The organism is Arsenicicoccus sp. UBA2120 (genome assembly GCF_002330965.1).
Lineage (GTDB): Bacteria > Actinomycetota > Actinomycetes > Actinomycetales > Dermatophilaceae > Arsenicicoccus > Arsenicicoccus bolidensis.
In genome coordinates, this window is sequence record NZ_DCYC01000002.1 from 1 (window position 1) to 18,396 (window position 18,396).

Sequence of the window (18,396 nt, forward strand, 5' to 3'; positions counted from 1 at the left end):
ATCGTCGACACCTACGGCGGCATGGCCCGCCACGGTGGCGGCGCGTTCTCCGGCAAGGACCCCTCGAAGGTCGACCGTTCCGCCGCCTACGCCACCCGCTGGGTGGCCAAGAACGTCGTGGCCGCCGGCCTCGCCAAGCGGTGCGAGATCCAGGTCGCCTACGCCATCGGCAAGGCGCAGCCCGTCGGGCTGTACGTCGAGACGTTCGGCACCGAGACCGCTCCTGTCGACGCGATCCAGCGGGCCATCACCTCGACCTTCGACCTGCGTCCCGCGGCGATCATCGACGACCTCGACCTGCTCCGCCCGATCTACGCCCGCACCGCCGCCTACGGCCACTTCGGCCGGACCGGCGGCGACGACCGCGGCTTCACCTGGGAGCAGACCAACCGCGTCGAGGACCTGCAGCGCGCCGTTCGCGGCTAGGGCCGCGTGAGGCTGCCCACGGCAGGCTAGGGCTGCCTGGCCGGGCGGAGCATGCACCGCGCGTGCAGGTCGCCCGGCCGCAGCTCCTGCACGAGCTCGTAGCCGTACCGCTCGTAGAGCCGCACGTTCGGCGCGGTGCGTCTCGAGATAGGTCGCGACGCCGGCGGCGTCCGCGTCGGCGAGACCGTCGAGGAGCAGGGCCGACCCCACCCCCGCCCCCTGGTGGCCAGGGGCCACGCCGATGGCGTGGAGATAGCGGTGCTTTGCGGGCGCGAGGCGGCGGTGCGCGGCCTCGTGGGTGCGGTTGAGCCGGTCCAGACGCGCGGTGTCCCGCACCCCGACGACGAGGGGGAGGGTGGCCAGGCCGTGCCGCACCGAGGTGAGCAGGCCCAGCCCGACGTGCGGCCACCAGGCCCAGGCGGCGACGCCGGCCAGCTCGTGGGTGCCGGGGTCGAGCGCCACGCGGACCGATCCGTGCTGCCGTGCGTTGTCGAGGACGGCGCCGAAGAGCATCGGCAGGGCGCGCGCCCGGCGCCGGGGGTCCGGCAGAGCCGCCACCAGGTAGGGGTCGGCGGCGAACGCCTGGCTCAGGAGCCGCCGGGCGTCGGCGAGGTGGGCGGGCTCCAGGTCGCAGATCGTGGGCTTCATCGTGACAGTGTGCGACAGGACACGACCAGGTGCGGGTATGTCGGCGGCGTGCGGTAGAACATGGCCATGACCGAGGAGCAGCCAGCGCCGACCCAGGGCACCGCGGAGGCGAGCACGGGGGAGCAGCTGTCGCTCGTCCGGGCCCGCGTGCGCGGCGACCGGTCCCTGCCGCGGACGGGCTGCGCAGCGTCGTCGTCGCCCGTGTCGCCCGTGTCGTCGGCGGCCGAGCCGGTCGCCCCGGGCGGTCCGGCCGATCCCGTCGCCGAGGTGCTGGTCGACCTGCCCCTCGCCCACCTGGACCGTCCCTTCGAGTACACCGTGCCCGACGAGCTGGCCGAGACGGCCGTGCCTGGCGCGCGGGTCCGGGTCCGGTTCGCCGGCCAGGACGTCGACGGCTTCGTGATCGCCCGCAAGGGCCTGCCCGAGCACCAGGGTCGGCTCGCGCCGCTTCGACGCGTCGTGAGCCCCGAGCCCGTGCTGACCCCGGCCGTGCTGGACACCTGCCGCGAGGTCGCGCGGGCCCGTGCCGGGACGGTGTCCGACGTCCTGCGCCTCGCCGTCCCGCCTCGGCACGCGACCGCCGAGCGCAACCTCTCCGGCGAGCCGGCCGAGCCGCCGCCGCTGCCCGACCCCGGGCCGTGGCGCGAGCTGCGTGCGGGCGAGGCTTTCCTGCGGCACCTCGCCGAGGGCCGCTCGCCGCACGCGTGCTGGCAGGCGACGCCCTGCGGCGGGGACGCGGAGCGCGACTGGCCGCAGCTGCTGGCGCTCGCGGCGGCGACCGCGCTGTCGTCCGGTCGCGGGGTGCTGGTCGTGGTGCCCGACCACCGCGACGTCGACCGCGTGGACGCGGCGCTGGCGGCGGTGCTCGGCAAGGGGATGCACGTCCGCCTGACCGCGTCGCAGGGCCCCCAGGCGCGCTACACCGCCTGGCTCAAGGTGCTGCGCGGGCACGTGCGCTGCGTCGTGGGCACGCGCGCCGCCATGTTCGCGCCCGTCCACGACCTCGGCCTGGTGGCGTGGTGGGACGACGGCGACGACCTGCTCGCCGAGCCCCGAGCCCCCTACCCCCACGTGCGGGAGGTGCTGCTGGCGCGGGCCCGTCGCGAGGGGGCCGCGGCGCTCGCGGGCGGCTTCGGTCGGTCGGCCGAGGTGCAGCGACTGGTCGAGTCGGGCGCGATGCCGGTCGTCGCCGCCGACCCCGCCACGGTGCGACGCGCGGCCCCGCGCGTGGTGCTGGCCGGTGAGGGGCACGAGCAGGAGCGTGACGCAGCGGCCGCCAGCGCACACCTGCCGTCGCTCGCCTGGCGGACGGCCAAGAAGGCCCTCGACTCCGGGCCGGTGCTGGTCCAGGTGCCCCGTCGTGGTTACGCCCCGTCCCTGTCCTGCCAGGACTGTCGCGCACCGGCCCGCTGCCCGGCGTGCCACGGGCCGCTGGGCCTCGGCGGGCGGGACGCGCCGCCCCGGTGCCGGTGGTGCGGCCAGACCGTGGCGCGCTACGAGTGTCCCGAGTGCGAGGGCACCCGGCTGCGATCGTCCGTCGTCGGGGCGCGACGCACCGCGGAGGAGCTCGGACGCGCCTTCCCCGGGGTGCCGGTGATCACCTCCGGCTCCGGCGACGTCGTCGGCCGGGTCGAGTCCCGGCCGGCGCTGGTCATCGCCACCCCGGGGGCCGAGCCCGTGGCCGACGGGGGGTATGCCGCGGTCCTCCTGCTCGACGCGTGGGCCAGCCTCGACCGCTCCGACCTGGACGCCTCCCTCGAGGCCCTCCGCCGCTGGCTCGGCGCCGCCGCCCTGGCCCGGTCGGCGTCCTCGGGCGCCGTCGCGGTCCTGTGCGGTGCCCCGACCGACCTGTCCGTCCCGCCCGTCGAGGCGCTGGTGCGCTGGGACCCGGGCTGGCTGGCGGCCCGCGAGCTGGCCGAGCGCCGCGAGCTGTCCCTGCCGCCCGCGGTGGTCATGGCCCGCCTCGACGCGGAGCGGCACGCCCTCGCCGACGCGGTGGCCGCCGTGGGCCTCGCCGACACCGTCGAGCGCCTCGGACCGCTCCCGGCGCCGCCCCCACCGGCAGGTCCTCGACGGGTGACGGCCGACGACGCCCCGCCACGCCAGCGGATCCTCCTGCGCACGAGCCACGAGCACGCCCTCGAGCTGGCCGACGCCCTGCGGGCCATGCGCGCGACCCGATCGGCCCGCAAGGAGCTCGAGACCGTGCACGTCGTGGTCGATCCGCGCGACGGGGTGGTCTAGCGGCATACGGTGGGGCAGTCCGGGCGACCACGAGGTGAAGGCGAGACGGGATGAGCAGGCAGACACGCGCGATGGTCTTCGACCTCGGGCAGGTGCTCGTCGCGTGGGACCCCCTGCCGGCCATCGCCGCCGGCGTGGGGGAGGAGCGGGCCCGTGCCTTCCTCGCGGCCGACGACTTCCGGTTCCACGAGTGGAACCTCACGCTCGACCGGGGTGTGCCCGTCGCCGAGGCGGAGGAGCAGGCGATCGCGGACCACCCCGGATACGCCGACGAGATCCGTTCGTACGCAGCCAACTTCGACAAGTCGCTGACCCACCAGATCAACGGCACGGTCCAGATCCTGCGCGAGCTGTACGACGCCAAGGTCCCGCTCTTCGGGCTCACGAACTGGTCCAGCGAGCTGTTCGAGCAGCACGCCCGGCCGCGCTTCGCCTTCCTGCAGGGCTTCATCGACATCGTCGTGTCGGGCGCCGAGGGTGTGGTCAAGCCCGACCCGGCGATCTTCAGCATCCTCGAGCAGCGGATGGGGATCCCGCTGACCGAGTGCTGCTTCACCGACGACAACGCCCGCAACGTCCTGGCGGCGACCGCCTGCGGGCTCGACGCCGTCCGGTTCACCACGCCCGAGCAGCTCCGGCGTGACCTGGTGGCCCGCGGGGCCCCGCTGCGACCTGCGTAGACTGGGGCCGCCAGCCGTCGTCGCACCCCACAAGGACCGCAGCACGTGTCAGTCATGGACATCCGCCTGTTCGGCGACCCGGTCCTTCGCACCCCAGCCGCACCCGTGACCGACTTCGACGCCGAGCTGCGCGGGCTCGTCCAGGACCTGACGGACACCATGATCGACGCGCCCGGCGCCGGCCTGGCGGCACCCCAGCTGGGGGTCTCGCTGCGCGTCTTCACCTACTACGTCGACGGCGTCCTCGGGCACCTGGTCAACCCGTCCCTGGACCTGTCCGAGGAGATGCAGGACGGGGACGAGGGCTGTCTGTCGCTGCCGGGCCTCGCCTTCCCGACGCGTCGCGCGCTGCGGGTCGTCGCCACCGGCCAGGACATGCACGGCGAGCCACTCCGGCTGGAGGGCTCGGAGCTGCTGGCCCGCTGCGTCCAGCACGAGACCGACCACCTGGACGGGGTGCTGTTCATCGACCGGCTCGACCCCGAGCAGCGCCGGCTCGCCATGCGGGCGATCCGCGAGGCGCAGTGGTCCGGGGCCCCCGCACCCACCGTCAAGGCCAACCCCCACCTGCCCGGTTCGGCCTTCGGCCTCTAGGAGCCACCCATGCGCCTCGTCTTCGCCGGCACCCCGGCCGTCGCCCTGCCCAGCCTGGAGGCCCTGCTCGGGTCCTCCCACGACGTCGTCGCCGTCATCACCCGCCCCGACGCGCGCGCCGGCCGCGGCCGCACGCTCGTGCCCTCGCCGGTGCGCACGCGCGCCGAGGAGGCCGGGCTGGAGGTGCTGACGCCCACGAGCCTGCGCGACCCGGAGGCGCTCGACCGCCTGCGCGAGATCGCCCCCGACTGCTGCCCCGTCGTCGCCTACGGCGGGCTCGTCCCACCGGCGGCCCTGGCCATCCCCCCACGAGGCTGGGTCAACCTGCACTTCTCGGTGCTGCCGGCGTGGCGGGGCGCAGCGCCCGTGCAGCGCGCCGTCATGGCGGGCGACGAGATCACCGGGGCGACGACCTTCCTGCTCGAGGAGGGGCTGGACACCGGCCCGGTGCTCGGGCGGATGACGGAGGCCGTCCGACCCACCGACACGGCCGGGGACCTGCTCGAGCGGCTCTCCGTCGCCGGCTCCGGGCTGCTTGTCGAGACGCTCGACGCGATCGAGGCCGAGGCGATCCAGGCCGTGCCGCAGCGGCCCGGCGGGGTGTCCCACGCCCCCAAGCTCACCGTCGACGACGCCCGGATCAACTGGGCTGCACCGGGATTCGCCATCGATCGACAGGTGCGGGGGTGCACCCCGGAACCCGGGGCGTGGACGACCTTCCGCGGCGAGCGCCTGGGCCTCGGCCCCGTGACGGTCGACTCCCGTCCCGACCTGGGGCCGGGCGAGGTCGAGGCCGGCAAGCGGGACGTGGTGGTCGGCACCGCCACCACGGCGGTGCGGCTGTCGACCGTGCGGCCGCAGGGCAAGCGAGAGATGGCCGCTGCCGACTGGGCGCGCGGCGTGCGGATCGACGACGAGGACGTGATGGGCCAGTGACCACCCCCGACGAGCGCCGCCCCGGCCGTCCTGAGAGCCCCGCGCGCCCCGGTGGCCGGCGCGGTCCCCGGCAGAAGAGCGCCCAGCGACCCTCCGAGCGCGCCCGCAGTGGCGACCCCGCGCGGCTCACCGCCTACACCGTGCTGCGCAGCGTCGCCGAGGGCGGCTACGCCAACCTCGAGCTGCCCCGCCTCCTGCGCGACCACGGCATGGCGGGTCGCGACGCGGCCTTCGCCACGGAGCTGACCTACGGGACCCTGCGGTGGCAGGGCCTCTACGACCCCGTGATCGCCGATGCGTCCGGCCGCTCCGTCGACAAGATCGACCCGCCCGTGCTCGACACCCTACGCCTCGGGGCGCACCAGGTCCTCGGCATGCGCGTCCCCGCCCACGCGGCCGTCGCCGAGACGGTGGGGCTCGCGCGCCAGGTCAACGGCGCCGGGGCCGCGGGCTTCGTCAACGCGGTCCTGCGCCGGGTGAGCGAGCGCTCCAGGCAGGAGTGGCTGGACCGGGTGCTGCCCGCCGGGACCGGCGTGGACCGGCTGGCCATGGAGCACTCCCACCCGGAGTGGATCGTCCGCGCCCTGCGGGCCGCGCTCCTCGCCCACGGCGCCGGCACGGTCGAGACCGTCGACCAGGAGCTGGTCTCCCTGCTGGAGGCCGACAACGACCCCGCCGACGTCATGCTCGTGGCCCGCCCCGGGCTGGTCGAGGTCGCCGACCTGGTCCGCCTCGGCGCCGAGCCCGCCCCGGTGTCGCCGGTCGGCGCGGTCCTTCGCAGCGGCGACCCCGGCGCGCTGGCCCCCGTCCGCGACGGCCGCGCGGCCGTGCAGGACGAGGGCTCGCAGGTCCTGGCGCTGGCGCTCGCGGCCGTTCCCGTCGAGAGCTCGGACGACTACCCCGAGGAGTGGCTGGACCTGTGCGCCGGCCCCGGCGGCAAGGCCGGTCTGCTGGCCGCCCTGTCCGTCGGGCGCGCCTACCTCACCGCCAACGAGGTCAGCCCCCACCGGGCCGACCTCGTCCGGCAGGGGCTGCGGGCCGCGATCGGCGCCGGCGCCGGCGTGGAGGTCCGCGTGGGCGACGGCCGGGACACCGGGGTCGACGAGCCGGGTCGCTACGACCGGGTGCTGGTCGACGCCCCCTGCACCGGGCTGGGCGCGCTGCGCCGGCGTCCCGAGGCGCGGTGGCGCCGCACCACCGCGGACCTCGCGGCCCTCACCGAGCTGCAGCGCGAGCTGCTCGCGTCCGCCATCGAGGCCACCCGCCCCGGCGGGGTGATCGCCTACGCGACCTGCAGCCCGCACGTCAACGAGACCACGTTCGTGGTGCAGGACGTCGCCGGCCGCCGGGACGACGTGGAGGTGCTGGACGCCCACGCCGTCCTCCGGGAGGTGGCGCCTGGGCTCGAGGTCGCGGGGGAGGGCCCGCACGCCCAGCTGTGGCCGCACCGCAACGAGACCGACGGCATGTTCCTCGCGCTGCTGCGCAAGCGCTGACCGGGAGCGTCGTGGGCTCGCCTAGGCTGTGCCCGTGCAGATCTCGCCCAGCATCCTGTCCTCGGACTTCGCCAACCTGCAGCACGAGCTCGAGCGCATCGGCAACGCCGACTGGGCTCACGTGGACGTCATGGACGGCCACTTCGTGCCCAACCTGACGCTGGGCCTGCCCGTCGTCGAGGCGCTCGCGCGGGTGAGCCCGATCCCGCTCGACTGCCACCTGATGATCGACGACCCCGACCGCTGGGCGCCGGGCTACATCGAGGCCGGGGCCGGGTCGGCGACCTTCCACGTCGAGGCGGCCCGCGACCCGCGGGCGCTCGCCCGGGCCCTGCGCGCCGCGGGTGGCCGGGCCGGTATGGCGCTCAAGCCCGGCACCGCGTTCGCGCCGTACGCCGACCTGGTGCCCGAGCTCGACATGATCCTCGTGATGACCGTCGAGCCCGGGTTCGGCGGCCAGTCCTTCATGGCGGACCAGATGCCCAAGGTCCGCCAGGTCCGTGAGGCGGTGAGCCGCCACGGCGGCGAGGTCTGGATCCAGGTCGACGGCGGGGTGTCCGCCACGACCATCGAGCAGTGCGCCGAGGCGGGGGCCGACGTCTTCGTGGCCGGGTCCGCGGTCTACGGCGCCGAGGACGCGGCGGCGGCGGTCGACGACCTGCGGCGTCTCGTGGCGGCCCACGAGGACTGACTAGTCAGACTGAGTACCCGCACCTAGTTACTCTCTGTTCGATTTGTCGTACTATGTGTGCCCAGTAGTACTTCTCGGGGGAGAGGGGTCACGGTGCCGTCGACCAGTCGCGCAGCGCTCGAGTGCCTGCGTCGTGTCCCGGCGCTGGCGCGCCAGGCCGTCCGGGAGGGGAGCGCCCCCGCCGGGGCCCGGATGGACGCGGTTCCGCGTCGCGGACGACGTCATACGGCCGTCACGGGGAGCCGTAGGCTGTAGGGCGTGAAGACCTTCGACCAGCTGTTCGCCGAGCTCACCGACAAGGCCGTGACCCGGCCGGAAGGCTCCGGCACGGTGGCCGAGCTCGACAAGGGCGTGCACTTCATCGGCAAGAAGATCGTCGAGGAGGCCGCCGAGGTGTGGATGGCGGCCGAGCACGAGGGTGACGAGCGGGCCGCCGAGGAGATCAGCCAGCTGCTCTACCACCTCCAGGTCCTCATGGTCGCCCGGGGCATCAGCCTGGACGACGTCTACGCCCACCTCTGACCGGAGACCCCATGCTGCGAGTCGCCGTCCCCAACAAGGGGTCGCTGTCCGAGCCCGCCACGACGATGATGAAGGAAGCGGGCTACGCCCAGCGTCGTGACACCAAGGAGCTCGTCCTCACCGACGCCGACAACGGCGTCGAGTTCTTCTACCTGCGTCCCCGCGACGTCGCCGTCTACGTCGGGGCCGGCACCGTCGACCTCGGCATCACGGGTCGGGACCTGCTGCTGGACTCCGGCAGCACCGCCCGCGAGGTCATGGCCCTGGGCTTCGCCCGGTCGACCTTCCGGTTCGCCGCGCCGGCGGGCTCCATGGGATCCGTCGCCGACATCGACGGGCGGCGCGTGGCGACGTCATACTCCGGCCTGGTCCGGTCCCACCTGGACACCCACGGCATCACGGCCGAGGTCGTCCACCTCGACGGGGCCGTCGAGACCGCGGTGACCCTCGGCGTGGCCGACCTGATCGCGGACGTGGTCGAGACGGGCACGACCCTGCGCAACGCCGGCCTCGAGGTCTTCGGCGACCCCATCCTGCGCAGCGAGGCCGTGCTGATCAGCCGTTCGGACGCCGGGGGCGCCACCCAGGGGGAACCCGACCCGGCCCTGGAGACCCTGCGCCGCCGGCTCCACGGCGTGCTCGTGGCCCGCCAGTACGTCCTGATGGACTACGACTGCCCGAGCGAGCTCGTGGAGCGCGCGGTGGCGGTCACGCCCGGGCTGGAGTCCCCGACCGTGTCGCCGCTGCACGACCGGTCCTGGGTCGCCGTGCGCTCGATGGTGCCCCGCAAGCAGACCAACGCCGTGATGGACGAGCTCTATCGCATCGGGGCGCGCGGCATCCTGGTCACCGACATCGCCGCCTGCCGGCTGTGACCGCCGGATGAGCAGCCTCGACCGTCCGGGGCCGGCGCCCTACGACCCCTTCCAGCCCCGACGGGGCCGAGCGATGGCGCTCACCGCGGGGGTCCTGAGCCTCCTGCTCTTCTGCATCCTGGCGGCGCTGGTCCCGGGCGGGGCGCGGGGGTTCGGCGTCGTGGACCGGCTCATGCTGGTGGCGTGCGGCGTGGCGATCGCGTTCGTGCTCGCCCGTTACGCCGCCATCCGGGCCCTGCCGGACGAGTCCGGGCTGACCGTCCGCAACCTCATGACCACCCGCCACCTGCCCTGGACCAGCATCGAGTCGGTGCGGTTCGGGCACGGCGACCCCTGGGTGTCCCTCGTGCTCGACGACACCGAGACCGTCGCCGTCATGGCCATCCAGCGGGCCGACGGCCTCGGGTCGCAGGCGGAGGCCGGTCGCCTGGCGGCCCTGGTGGAGTCCCACCGCGGCGACCGCGACGACGTCGCCCGGACCTGGGACGCCTGACCTTCCCCAATCCGCCGTCCAGGGGCTCCCACGTCGTTAGAGTTGCCGGGTGGATCGTCTCGAAGCCGTCGTCCAGCCCTACGACTGGGGCTCCCGCTACGTCATCGCCACCCTCCAGGGTCGGCCGACGCCGTCGCCCGGTCCCGAGGCGGAGCTCTGGATCGGGGCCCACCCCGCCGCTCCCGCGCTGCTCGAGCGCGAGCAGGGCCTGACCACCCTCCACAAGGTCATCTCAACGGACCCCGAGGGGGAGCTCGGCGCCGGGTGCGCGAGCCGGTTCGACGGTCGCCTGCCCTTCCTGCTCAAGGTCCTCGCCGTCGAGAAGGCCCTGTCGATCCAGGTGCACCCCGACCGCACCCAGGCGCAGGAGGGATGGGCCCGGGAGGACGCGGCGTCGATCCCGCTGCGCGATCCGGCCCGCAACTACAAAGACGACTGGCCCAAGCCGGAGGCGGTGCTGGCGCTCACCGAGTTCGAGGCGCTCGCGGGGTTCCGCAGCGCCGAGGACGCGGCCCGGGTCGTCGAGCACCTGCAGGTCCCGGCGCTGGCCCCCGTCGTGGAGGCCCTGCGCGGGGGCGGGGCCCAGGCGCAGGCCCTCACGACCCTGCTCCACTGGCCCATGCGCGAGCGTGACCAGCTGCTGGCCGACGTCGAGTGGCGCTGCGGCGAGCTCGCGGACGACCCCGCCGTCGTGGACGAGGACCGCGCGGCCTTCCGCGCCGCGGTGCGGATCGCGCGCCAGCACCCCGGCGACATCGGCCTGGTCGCCTCGCTCCTGCTGCAGCACGTGGTCCTCCAGCCCGGCGAGGGACTGTTCATGCCCGCCGGCGGCCTGCACTGCTACCTGCAGGGGACGGGCGTCGAGCTGCTCGCCAACTCGGACAACGTCGTGCGGGCCGGGCTGACCTCCAAGCACGTGGACGTGGACGAGCTGCTGCGCCTGCTCGACCCGTCCGTGATCGTCCCGACGCTCCGCGCGGTCGAGGTCGCGCCGGGGATCACGCACTTCGAGACGCCGGCGCCGGAGTTCGACCTGCTGCGCTGCGTGGTCGGGGGTAGCGACGCTGGTCCCGGGGCCCAGCACCTGCCTGGTGACGGGGCTCCGCGGCTGCTGCTGTGCCTCGAGGGCGAGGTGACGGTGACCGACGGCGGGGGCGACCAGGTCGTGCTCGGCCGGGGCGACACGTGCTACTCCCCGGCCACGGACTCGGGGCTGGTCCTGACCGGTCGTGGCGACGTCGTGATCGGCACCACAGGTCGCTAGGATGGCGCGGGCCGGACGCTCCGGCCGGCGAGGAGCATGACCTGATGGCGCTGTGGACGCTGCACAACGGGGGAGTCCTGGAGCCGGGAGCCGTGGTGGCCCCGCACGAGAGGCTCGGCTGGGGCAAGACCATCGGGCTCGGTGCCCAGCACGTCGTCGCGATGTTCGGCGCGACCTTCGTCTTCCCGATCCTCATGGGGCTCAACCCCCAGCTCGCGGTGATGATGAGCGGCGTCGCGACGCTGCTGTTCCTGGCGATCGTGCGTGGCCGGGTCCCGAGCTACCTGGGCTCGTCGGCGTCCTTCGTCGGGGTCGCGACCGCCATCTACGCCGCGGGCGGGACCCCGGCGCACGTGTCCGGCGCGATGCTGTGGTGCGGTGTCGCCCTGGCCGTCGTGGGTGTCGTCATCCACCTCGCCGGCGCCACCGCCATCCACCGCACGCTGCCCCCCGTGGTCACCGGCGCGGTCGTCATGCTCATCGGGTTCAACCTCGCGCCGGTGGTCGCGCGCACCTACTGGCCGCAGGACCAGTGGGTCGCGCTGCTGGTCATGCTGGTCGTGGTGCTGCTCAACGTCGGGGTCCGCGGGTTCCTCTCCCGGGTCGCGATTTTCCTCGCCCTCGTGATCGGGTATGCCGTGTCCTGGGTCCTCGACCTCGTGGCCGGACCCATCACGAGCTTCCAGCCGGGCGCCGTCTCCGCGCAGAACCCCACCGGTGTCGTGGAGCACCTGCGCCTCGACTGGTCGGCGGTCAGCGCGGCCCCGTGGTTCGGCTTCCCGCCCGCCACGTCCGGCACCACCGTCGGCTGGCACCTGCCGCAGTTCTCGCTCGCCTACGCCCTGCTCGCCCTGCCCGTCGTCATCGCCCTCATCGCCGAGAACACCGGCCACGTCAAGGCCGTCGCCGAGATGACCGGCACCCCCCTCGACAAGGACATGGGCAAGGCGATCATGGCTGACGGCCTGGGCTCGGTCCTCGCCACCGGGGTGGGCGCCGGGCCCACGACCACGTATGCCGAGAACATCGGCGTCATGGCCGCCACCCGTGTCTACTCCACCGCCGCCTACGTCGTGGCCGCGCTCGTGGCCATCCTGTTCGGCTTCTCCCCGAAGTTCGGGGCGATCATCTCGGCCACCCCGGGTGGTGTGCTCGGCGGCATCTGCGTCGTGCTCTACGGCATGATCGGCCTGCTCGGCGCCAAGATCTGGAAGGAGAACGGGGTCGACTTCGGCAACCCCGTCAACCTGGTCCCCGTCGCCGCCGGCATCATCATCGGCATCGGGGACACCTCGCTGCGGTTCACGGACGACTTCACCCTCGGGGGCATCGCGCTCGGCACCATCGTCACCGTCGGGCTCTACCACCTCGCGCACGCGGTGGCCCCGCGCCACCTGCGCGACACCGCGGGCGGCAGCAACATCGTCCTGGACGCCCCCGGCATGTACGTCGACGAGGACTACCGCGAGCTCGCCGGGGACGAGCGCGACCGGCGCTGAGCGGCTACTCGGTGGTCGGCGGGGAAGTGTCCCTGCCCAGGTCGGTCTCCAGCACGCGGCGGATCTCGTGCTGGGCGGCGTCGAAGGACAGGCCCAGCACCTGCAGCAGGTCCACCACGATGGAGCGGAGCTGCGCGCGGATGACCTCGGCCGAGAGGGTCGCGTCGGGGTCGGGGTCGCGCGTCAGCCGCCCGATCTCGAGCAGCTCCGGCTCCAGGTCCTCCGACAGCTCGCCGGCGCTGAGGGCGTCGGAGATGTGGTCGACGACCTCGGCGAGCCGGTCGATGGCGTCGGTGTAGCGGTCCGGGACGTGCTCGGCGTTCTGCAGCGCGACGGTGGCCCGGCGGATGAGCACCCGCATGTTGCGGATGGCCCGGTCCATCGGCTCCATCAGGTTGGCGACCTCCTCCACCGCGGGTCGGTGCCGCCGGTGGAAGGGCGTGACCCGCATGACCTCCAGGCTGTCCGCGGAGAAGCCGCGCAGCGCCGTCAGGTCGCGCTCGGTGGCGCGGGCGGCCGTCAGGGCCTCCTCGCAGGCCTCGAGGTCGTCGTCGCGCAGGGCGGACGAGGTCGCGTGCAGCAGGTCGCCGATCGCGTCCAGGATCTTGCTCGCCTGGCTGCGCGGCTTGACGAGGGAGGAGCTGGGCACGAGGGAGGCGAACACCAGGGCGACCACCGCCCCGACGAGCGCCTCGAACCAGCGGCCGAACGCGCCCTGGGGGGCGGCGGCCAGCAGGGCCACGATCATGCCCTGGATGCCGGCCTGGTTGGCCATGAGGGTGCCCGCCCCGAGGAGGGTGGCGATCGTCATACCGGCACTGACGATCAGCAGGATCTGCCAGGGCCCGATGCCGAAGAGGTGCACGAAGGACTCCCCGATGAACGCCCCCACCGCGACGCCCACCGTGATCTCCAGCGCCCGGCGCAGCCGCTGGCCGTAGGTCATCCCGAGCGCGACGATCGCCGCGACGGGCGCGAACAGCGGCACACCCACGTCGAAGACGTAGTGCGCGATGGAGTAGGCGGTCATCGCCGCGAGGGCGCACTGGGCGATGAAGAAGAGCCGCTGGCGCAGGCGACGGGCGCTGCGCAGCGCCCCGCGCCGGGACAGCCGGGCGGACGAGCGACCCAGGTCTGCGGCGCGCTCGCCCCAGTGGACGTGACGGGTGGCGCCCACGTCAGTTCTGCTCGTAGGCGGCCAGCACCAACGGCTCCAGCGTGCTGACCTGCTCGATCGGCGTGGCCGCCGGCAGGTGGATCCAGTGGGTGGCCTGGGCGAAGCCCTTGGCCGGCTCGAGCCGGTCGTCGGCGGGCGTGACCTGGCGATAGCGCAGCCCGACCCGGAGGGTGTTGCGCGGGCCGGGCGCCACCGCGAGGAACTGGGTCGTCCGCACCACGGGGATGTAGGTCGCGCGACCCTGCACCTCGGCGTCCCCACCCATCGCGCGGCCCAGCCCGACGACCGCCTCGTGCAGGGGCCGCAGGTGGGATCGCTTGCCGGCATACAGCTCGTCGGTGAGCTGGTCGACGGTGGGCATGGACCACCCGGCCGCCTCGGCCGCCGCGAAACCCACCGTCCACCGCGAGTTCTGGGCCAGGCCGTGCACGTCCCCCAGCCAGGCGCGGACGGCCTTCTGGTCCAGCGGGTCCGGCCCCTCGGCCTGCACCAGCGCCACCCACTCCTCGACCGTGCGCCCGGTGCGGGCCTTCATCGAGCGGGTGACCGCGTCCACCATGTCCTTCGGTTCGTTGCCCACGCGCTCATTGTCCCGTATCCAGGACGAGGTCGGCGTGATCTCGGGTCGCCTCGCGGGCGAAGTGGGCGCCCTCCTGACGGGACCAGCGCTCCCAGTGGGGACGGTAGGCCTCGCCGTCGCGCTCGAGCCCGCGACGCATGCGGGTCTCGCGGTCGGCCTCCAGCCAGGCCAGGGCGGACAGCCGAGGCCGTATGACGCCCGCCCCGCACCCCACGCCCTCGACGACGAGCCACCGTGCGGTGCACGGGATCTCGTGACGCTCGGCATAGACGCCGCGCTCCCAGTCGTAGCGCCGGTAGGACGCGTCCCGGCCGTGGGCCAACGGCTCGACGACCTGGGAGGACAGCAACGGCACGGCGGCGGCCAGCCCGTCCCAGCCGGGGTAGAGGTCGTCCATGTGCAGGACCTCCACCTCGGCCGGGGCGTGCGGGCTCTCGTCGCCGGTGCTGCCCGCTAGCCCCGTCAGCCCGGTCAGGTGCGCCTCGACGTCCGCCGCGAAGGTCGTCTTGCCGGAGCCGCTGGGCCCGTCGATCGCGATGATCCGGGTGCCGCAGGGCAGGGCGGGCCGCCGCCGGGCGATGCCGACCAGCTCGGCGGCGGAGCTGGCGGAGGTCGCGGACGAGGGCATGGCGCCGAGCCTAGGCGTCGGCGCATCGTCCGGCGATCAGGCTGGGAGGGGACCGGTCGAGCCTGCGTGGCTAGGATCTGCGGGTGACTGTCGCCACCCGTGTGATCCCCTGCCTGGACGTCGATGCCGGACGCGTCGTCAAGGGCGTCAACTTCGTCGACCTGCGCGATGCCGGCGATCCCGTCGAGATGGCCCGCGTGTACGACGCCGAGGGCGCCGACGAGCTGACGTTCCTGGACATCACGGCCTCGAGCAGCGACCGCTCCACGACGTTCGACATCGTGGGACGCACCGCCGAGCAGGTCTTCATCCCGCTCACCGTCGGCGGGGGAGTGCGCACCGTCGAGGACGTCGATCGACTGCTGCGCGCCGGCGCCGACAAGGTCGGGATCAACACGGCCGCGATCGCCCGGCCCGAGGTGATCGCCGAGATCGCGCGCCGCTTCGGGAATCAGGTGCTCGTGCTGAGCGTTGACGCTCGACGTGCAGACGACCAACCCAGCGGGTTCGAGGTGACGACCCACGGCGGTCGCCGCTCGGCCGGCATCGACGCCGTCGACTGGGTGCGTCGCGCCAGTGAGCTCGGAGCGGGCGAGATCCTGCTCAACTCGATGGACGCCGACGGCACGCAGGCCGGCTTCGACCTCGACATGATCCGCGCGGTGCGCGCGGTCACCGACGTCCCCCTCATCGCCAGTGGCGGCGCGGGCCGCCTCGAGCACTTCCCGCCCGCGGTCGACGCGGGCGCCGACGCGGTGCTCGCCGCCAGCGTGTTCCACTTCGGCACGCTGACGATCCCCGCGGTGAAGGAGACGCTGCGAGCCGCAGGACACGTGGTCCGGTGACCACCACGACCCAGACCCTGGACTCCCTCGGCGGCGGCGGGACCGACCGCCTGACCCGGCGCGGCTTCGCCGTCATGGGACGCGGCATCGTCCGCCAGCGGCTCATGTTCACGTGGGCCGCCCTGGCCTCCCTGCTGTTCGGTGTGATGACCGTCGCCGACGCCTGGGTCCTCGGCTGGGCCACCGACCACGTCATCACGCCGTCGTTCGAGGCCGGCGAGATCACCGGCTCCACCCTGGGGACGGGCGTCGCGCTGTTCATCGCCGCCGCCGTCCTGCGCACGATCGGGGTCATCGGGCGCCGCCTGCTGGGCGGCGTCGTGTTCTACCGACTCGTGCGCGACGACCGCCTGCGCGTCACGCGTCGCTACCCCCAGCTGCCGCTGCGGTGGCACCACCGGCACCCCGCCGGCCAGCTGCTGAGCAACGCCAACGCCGACGTCGAGGCCACCTGGTCGATCTTCATGCCCCTGCCGATGGCGCTGGGCACGATCGCGATGCTCGTGGCCGCCGTCGCGACGATGCTCGTGGCCGACCCCGTCCTGACGCTGGTCGGACTCGTCGTCATCCCGCTGCTGTTCGTCGCGAACGCCGTCTACCAGCGGTGGCAGGGTCCGCGGATCGCCCTGGCGCAGAGCCTGCGCGGCGACGTCTCCACCGTCGCCCACGAGTCGTTCGACGGCGCGCTCGTCGTGAAGTCGCTCGGCCGTGAGGCCGACGAGACCGACCGCTTCCGCGCCGCGAGCGAGCGCCTGCGCGACGCCGCGATCGGCATCGGTCGCGTCCGCGCGATCTTCGACCCCGTGATCGAGGCGCTGCCGAACCTCGCCGTCCTGGCCGTCCTGCTGCTCGGCGCGTGGCGGGTGGACACGGGCGGTGCGGATGCCGGCGACGTCGACCAGAGCGCCGACACGCCGAGCATCGGTCAACCGAAACTCACCACCGAAACCTAGACGCACCGAAACCACCGCTGGACCGTTTTCGGTTGCTCCGGTAGAATGGTCTCAGACCCAGGAGAGGGGAGCCCCACCGTGGCTACGAAGTTCGACATCGAGGACCGCTGGCCCGAGCTGTTCGTGCAGCTCGACGAGACCCAGCGTCGCGCCGTGGTGCAGTCGCTCGCCAGCGCTTGGCACGAGGGGTGGACCCCGAACCGCGAGGACGTGGAGAACCTGACCGACGAGGCCCGCGGCGCGATCGACGCCGAGGAGTACCGCCGGCGCGCCCACGCCGCCGCGCGGCGACGGACGGTCGCCGTCGCGCGCTGATGGCGTTCGACACCTGGGAGTCGTGCTTCTACCCGCCGCCCGACGAGGGCACGCTGCGCAACCTGTTCGACGAGCGCGACCCGGTGGTACTGACCAGGTTGGAGTACGTCGAGACTGCACGCCGGCAGCGCGAGCTGCTGGCCGGTCAGGTCGCCATCCCCAAGACCTACGACGCCGACCATGTGCGGGCGATCCACCGGCATCTGTTCCAGGACGTCTATGCGTGGGCGGGGGAGTTCCGCAGCGTGAACATCTCCAAGGGCGCCGGCCGCGGTTTCGGGGACGTCAAGACGGGCGAGGTCGACCAGCTCCTCGACGACGTGCGCAAGCGCGTTGCCGGCACCGATTGGGGACGGCTGGACCGCGACACGTTCGCAGAGCGAGCCGCGACGGTGTTCGCCTACCTGAACCAGGCGCACCCGTTCCGTGAGGGCAACGGACGGACCGGGAAGGTGTTCATGGAGCACGTCGCGGAGCGATCGCGCTTCACTCTCGACTTCGGCCAGGTGACCCCGGACGTGTGGAACCAGGCATCGCAGCTCAGTCGGCCCGACATGTTCTCCTACGCACCCGAGCCGGCCTCGCTCGTGCCGGTGTTCCGTGCGATCGCTGCGCCGCGCACGAGCGGGCCGTCGACGTCGGCGCCGCCTGGCCCTGGACGCTCGGCTGCGCGTGCGTCCTATCCGCGGGCTGCGACTCAGGCGACCAACCAGCCACCCCAGACAGGACCGCAGAGAGGCCCCCAGGCGCGCCACGGCGGCCCGTACATGCCGGGCCGAGGCAGCGGAACCGGACAGGGGAGGTGAGGCCGTCATGAGCAACCTCGTGGGCTACGCACGAGTCTCGAAGCGCGAGCAGAACCCCGAGGCTCAGGAGGCCGAGCTGCGTGCCGCCGGCGTCGAGCGTGTGTTCGTCGACCACGGCGAGTCAAGTCGGGTCAAGGACCGCCCGCAGTGGCTTGCGTGCCTGGACTACCTGCGTCCCGGCGACACCCTCATGGTGCGTCGCCTCGACCGCATCGCAGGCAGCGAGACGATGGCGATCCAGACCATCAACGAGCTGCACGAGCGGGGCGTGAACATCAAGAGCCTGACCGAGCCCGATATCGACACGACTACCCCGATGGGGCGCGCACTGTTCGGCATCGTCGCCGTGTTCGCGCAGCTCCGCGTCGACACCATCCGGGACAACACCAGGCGCGGCCTGGCGCACGCTCGTGCTCAGGGCCGTGTCGGCGGCCGACCGTCGGTGATGACGCCCGAGCGCATCGCGGCGGCCGTGAAGATGCGCGCCGAGGAGCACAGCGTCGCGCACATCGCGAAGGTGCTCGGAGTCGGCGCCTCGTCGGTCTCCCGAGCCCTCGCCAAGGTGGACGACGAGGCCGAGGCGACCGTCTCGCCGTAGGCGGTCCTGACCGCTCCTGCCCATCCCCCCGATAAATGCCGCCCTGCACACCACAGACCCCCGTCAAGGGTGCGGCGTAGCCGCATCACGCAGTGACGCGGAGCGCCCTTGACGGGGGTCTGTGGT

Annotated in this window: 20 protein-coding genes and 1 pseudogene; 17 read left to right on the forward strand and 4 right to left on the reverse strand. The window is 73.6% G+C overall.

Annotation, left to right across the window (positions count from 1 at the left end):
* Positions 1–426: methionine adenosyltransferase domain-containing protein (locus tag B2P18_RS00010; RefSeq protein ID WP_286955196.1), on the forward strand; the 426-nt coding region annotated here is incomplete at its 5' end.
* 171 nt (positions 427–597) lie between these two features.
* Here the strand turns inward: B2P18_RS00010 and B2P18_RS18820 are convergent.
* Positions 598–1,074 (reverse strand): annotated as a pseudogene (locus tag B2P18_RS18820) (hypothetical protein); the annotation flags it as partial.
* 66 nt (positions 1,075–1,140) lie between these two features.
* On the opposite strand from B2P18_RS18820, the gene B2P18_RS00015 reads away from it, so the two are divergent.
* From B2P18_RS00015 to B2P18_RS00065, 11 genes are all read left to right on the forward strand, one after another.
* Entirely contained in the window at positions 1,141–3,318 is a 2,178-nt protein-coding gene (locus tag B2P18_RS00015) for a primosomal protein N' (RefSeq protein WP_286955198.1), read from the forward strand.
* A gap of 50 nt (positions 3,319–3,368) precedes the next feature.
* Complete coding sequence (locus tag B2P18_RS00020) at positions 3,369–3,998, forward strand: HAD-IA family hydrolase (RefSeq protein WP_029210450.1); 630 nt, start codon at positions 3,369–3,371, stop codon at positions 3,996–3,998.
* 45 nt (positions 3,999–4,043) lie between these two features.
* Entirely contained in the window at positions 4,044–4,592 is a 549-nt protein-coding gene (gene def, locus B2P18_RS00025; protein WP_029210451.1) for a peptide deformylase, read from the forward strand.
* A 9-nt stretch (positions 4,593–4,601) separates the two neighbouring features.
* The gene (gene fmt / locus B2P18_RS00030; RefSeq protein WP_029210452.1) at positions 4,602–5,528 is read left to right on the forward strand and encodes a methionyl-tRNA formyltransferase; all 927 of its coding nucleotides are present in this window, start codon (positions 4,602–4,604) and stop codon (positions 5,526–5,528) included.
* On the forward strand, positions 5,525–7,024 hold the full coding sequence (locus tag B2P18_RS00035; RefSeq protein WP_286955202.1) for an RsmB/NOP family class I SAM-dependent RNA methyltransferase: 1,500 nt from the start codon (positions 5,525–5,527) through the stop codon (positions 7,022–7,024). Before fmt ends, B2P18_RS00035 begins: the two co-directional genes overlap by 4 nt.
* Before the next feature lie 34 nt (positions 7,025–7,058).
* Positions 7,059–7,715: a ribulose-phosphate 3-epimerase gene (gene rpe / locus B2P18_RS00040; RefSeq protein ID WP_029210453.1), complete on the forward strand. Its 657-nt coding sequence runs from the start codon at positions 7,059–7,061 to the stop codon at positions 7,713–7,715.
* Between the two features lie 258 nt (positions 7,716–7,973).
* Positions 7,974–8,237 (forward strand): phosphoribosyl-ATP diphosphatase, encoded by a 264-nt coding sequence (locus tag B2P18_RS00045; protein ID WP_019286103.1) that lies wholly within the window; start codon positions 7,974–7,976, stop codon positions 8,235–8,237.
* An 11-nt stretch (positions 8,238–8,248) separates the two neighbouring features.
* Positions 8,249–9,112: an ATP phosphoribosyltransferase gene (gene hisG / locus B2P18_RS00050; protein WP_019286102.1), complete on the forward strand. Its 864-nt coding sequence runs from the start codon at positions 8,249–8,251 to the stop codon at positions 9,110–9,112.
* A 7-nt stretch (positions 9,113–9,119) separates the two neighbouring features.
* Positions 9,120–9,605: a PH domain-containing protein gene (locus B2P18_RS00055; RefSeq protein WP_029210454.1), complete on the forward strand. Its 486-nt coding sequence runs from the start codon at positions 9,120–9,122 to the stop codon at positions 9,603–9,605.
* 49 nt (positions 9,606–9,654) lie between these two features.
* Positions 9,655–10,869, forward strand: a complete 1,215-nt coding sequence (gene manA / locus B2P18_RS00060) for a mannose-6-phosphate isomerase, class I (protein WP_029210455.1) — start codon at positions 9,655–9,657, stop codon at positions 10,867–10,869.
* 44 nt (positions 10,870–10,913) lie between these two features.
* Entirely contained in the window at positions 10,914–12,368 is a 1,455-nt protein-coding gene (locus tag B2P18_RS00065) for a uracil-xanthine permease family protein (RefSeq protein WP_019286099.1), read from the forward strand.
* 4 nt (positions 12,369–12,372) lie between these two features.
* Here B2P18_RS00065 and B2P18_RS00070 read toward each other — a convergent pair whose 3' ends face one another.
* From B2P18_RS00070 to B2P18_RS00080, 3 genes are read right to left on the reverse strand one after another with little or no spacing between them, the layout of a single operon-like run.
* The gene (locus tag B2P18_RS00070; RefSeq protein ID WP_286955214.1) at positions 12,373–13,545 is read right to left on the reverse strand and encodes an FUSC family protein; all 1,173 of its coding nucleotides are present in this window, start codon (positions 13,543–13,545) and stop codon (positions 12,373–12,375) included.
* A 1-nt stretch (position 13,546) separates the two neighbouring features.
* The gene (locus B2P18_RS00075; RefSeq protein WP_286955215.1) at positions 13,547–14,125 is read right to left on the reverse strand and encodes a DUF5655 domain-containing protein; all 579 of its coding nucleotides are present in this window, start codon (positions 14,123–14,125) and stop codon (positions 13,547–13,549) included.
* A gap of 4 nt (positions 14,126–14,129) precedes the next feature.
* Positions 14,130–14,753, reverse strand: a complete 624-nt coding sequence (locus B2P18_RS00080; protein WP_029210458.1) for a hypothetical protein — start codon at positions 14,751–14,753, stop codon at positions 14,130–14,132.
* Positions 14,754–14,836: 83 nt separating this feature from the next.
* Here B2P18_RS00080 and hisF point away from each other — a divergent pair, with 83 nt between their 5' ends.
* The 5 genes from hisF to B2P18_RS00105 all read left to right on the forward strand — a co-directional run bounded on the left by hisF (position 14,837) and on the right by B2P18_RS00105 (position 18,270).
* The gene (gene hisF / locus B2P18_RS00085; protein ID WP_286955217.1) at positions 14,837–15,598 is read left to right on the forward strand and encodes an imidazole glycerol phosphate synthase subunit HisF; all 762 of its coding nucleotides are present in this window, start codon (positions 14,837–14,839) and stop codon (positions 15,596–15,598) included.
* The gene (locus tag B2P18_RS00090; RefSeq protein ID WP_286955219.1) at positions 15,595–16,551 is read left to right on the forward strand and encodes an ABC transporter transmembrane domain-containing protein; all 957 of its coding nucleotides are present in this window, start codon (positions 15,595–15,597) and stop codon (positions 16,549–16,551) included. Before hisF ends, B2P18_RS00090 begins: the two co-directional genes overlap by 4 nt.
* Positions 16,552–16,629: 78 nt before the next feature.
* Entirely contained in the window at positions 16,630–16,866 is a 237-nt protein-coding gene (locus tag B2P18_RS00095; protein ID WP_070424263.1) for an antitoxin VbhA family protein, read from the forward strand.
* Positions 16,866–17,672 carry a Fic/DOC family protein gene (locus B2P18_RS00100; RefSeq protein WP_286955223.1) on the forward strand — a complete coding sequence of 269 codons (807 nt, stop codon included), beginning with the start codon at positions 16,866–16,868 and terminating at the stop codon, positions 17,670–17,672. Before B2P18_RS00095 ends, B2P18_RS00100 begins: the two co-directional genes overlap by 1 nt.
* A 7-nt stretch (positions 17,673–17,679) precedes the next feature.
* Positions 17,680–18,270, forward strand: coding sequence for a recombinase family protein (locus tag B2P18_RS00105; RefSeq protein ID WP_070424261.1), 591 nt, complete (start codon positions 17,680–17,682; stop codon positions 18,268–18,270).
* The last annotated feature ends 126 nt before the right edge of the window (positions 18,271–18,396 follow it).

Excerpts from the sequence above, each read along its gene's own strand:
- B2P18_RS00015 (WP_286955198.1), top strand. The coding sequence starts at position 1,141 with ATGACCGAGGAGCAGCCAGCGCCGACCCAGGGCACCGCGGAGGCGAGC.
- B2P18_RS00020 (WP_029210450.1), top strand. The coding sequence starts at position 3,369 with ATGAGCAGGCAGACACGCGCGATGGTCTTCGACCTCGGGCAGGTGCTC.
- fmt (WP_029210452.1), top strand. The coding sequence starts at position 4,602 with ATGCGCCTCGTCTTCGCCGGCACCCCGGCCGTCGCCCTGCCCAGCCTG.
- hisG (WP_019286102.1), top strand. The coding sequence starts at position 8,249 with ATGCTGCGAGTCGCCGTCCCCAACAAGGGGTCGCTGTCCGAGCCCGCC.
- B2P18_RS00055 (WP_029210454.1), top strand. The coding sequence starts at position 9,120 with ATGAGCAGCCTCGACCGTCCGGGGCCGGCGCCCTACGACCCCTTCCAG.
- B2P18_RS00065 (WP_019286099.1), top strand. The coding sequence starts at position 10,914 with ATGGCGCTGTGGACGCTGCACAACGGGGGAGTCCTGGAGCCGGGAGCC.
- B2P18_RS00080 (WP_029210458.1), bottom strand. The coding sequence starts at position 14,753 with ATGCCCTCGTCCGCGACCTCCGCCAGCTCCGCCGCCGAGCTGGTCGGC.
- B2P18_RS00100 (WP_286955223.1), top strand. The coding sequence starts at position 16,866 with ATGGCGTTCGACACCTGGGAGTCGTGCTTCTACCCGCCGCCCGACGAG.
- B2P18_RS00105 (WP_070424261.1), top strand. The coding sequence starts at position 17,680 with ATGAGCAACCTCGTGGGCTACGCACGAGTCTCGAAGCGCGAGCAGAAC.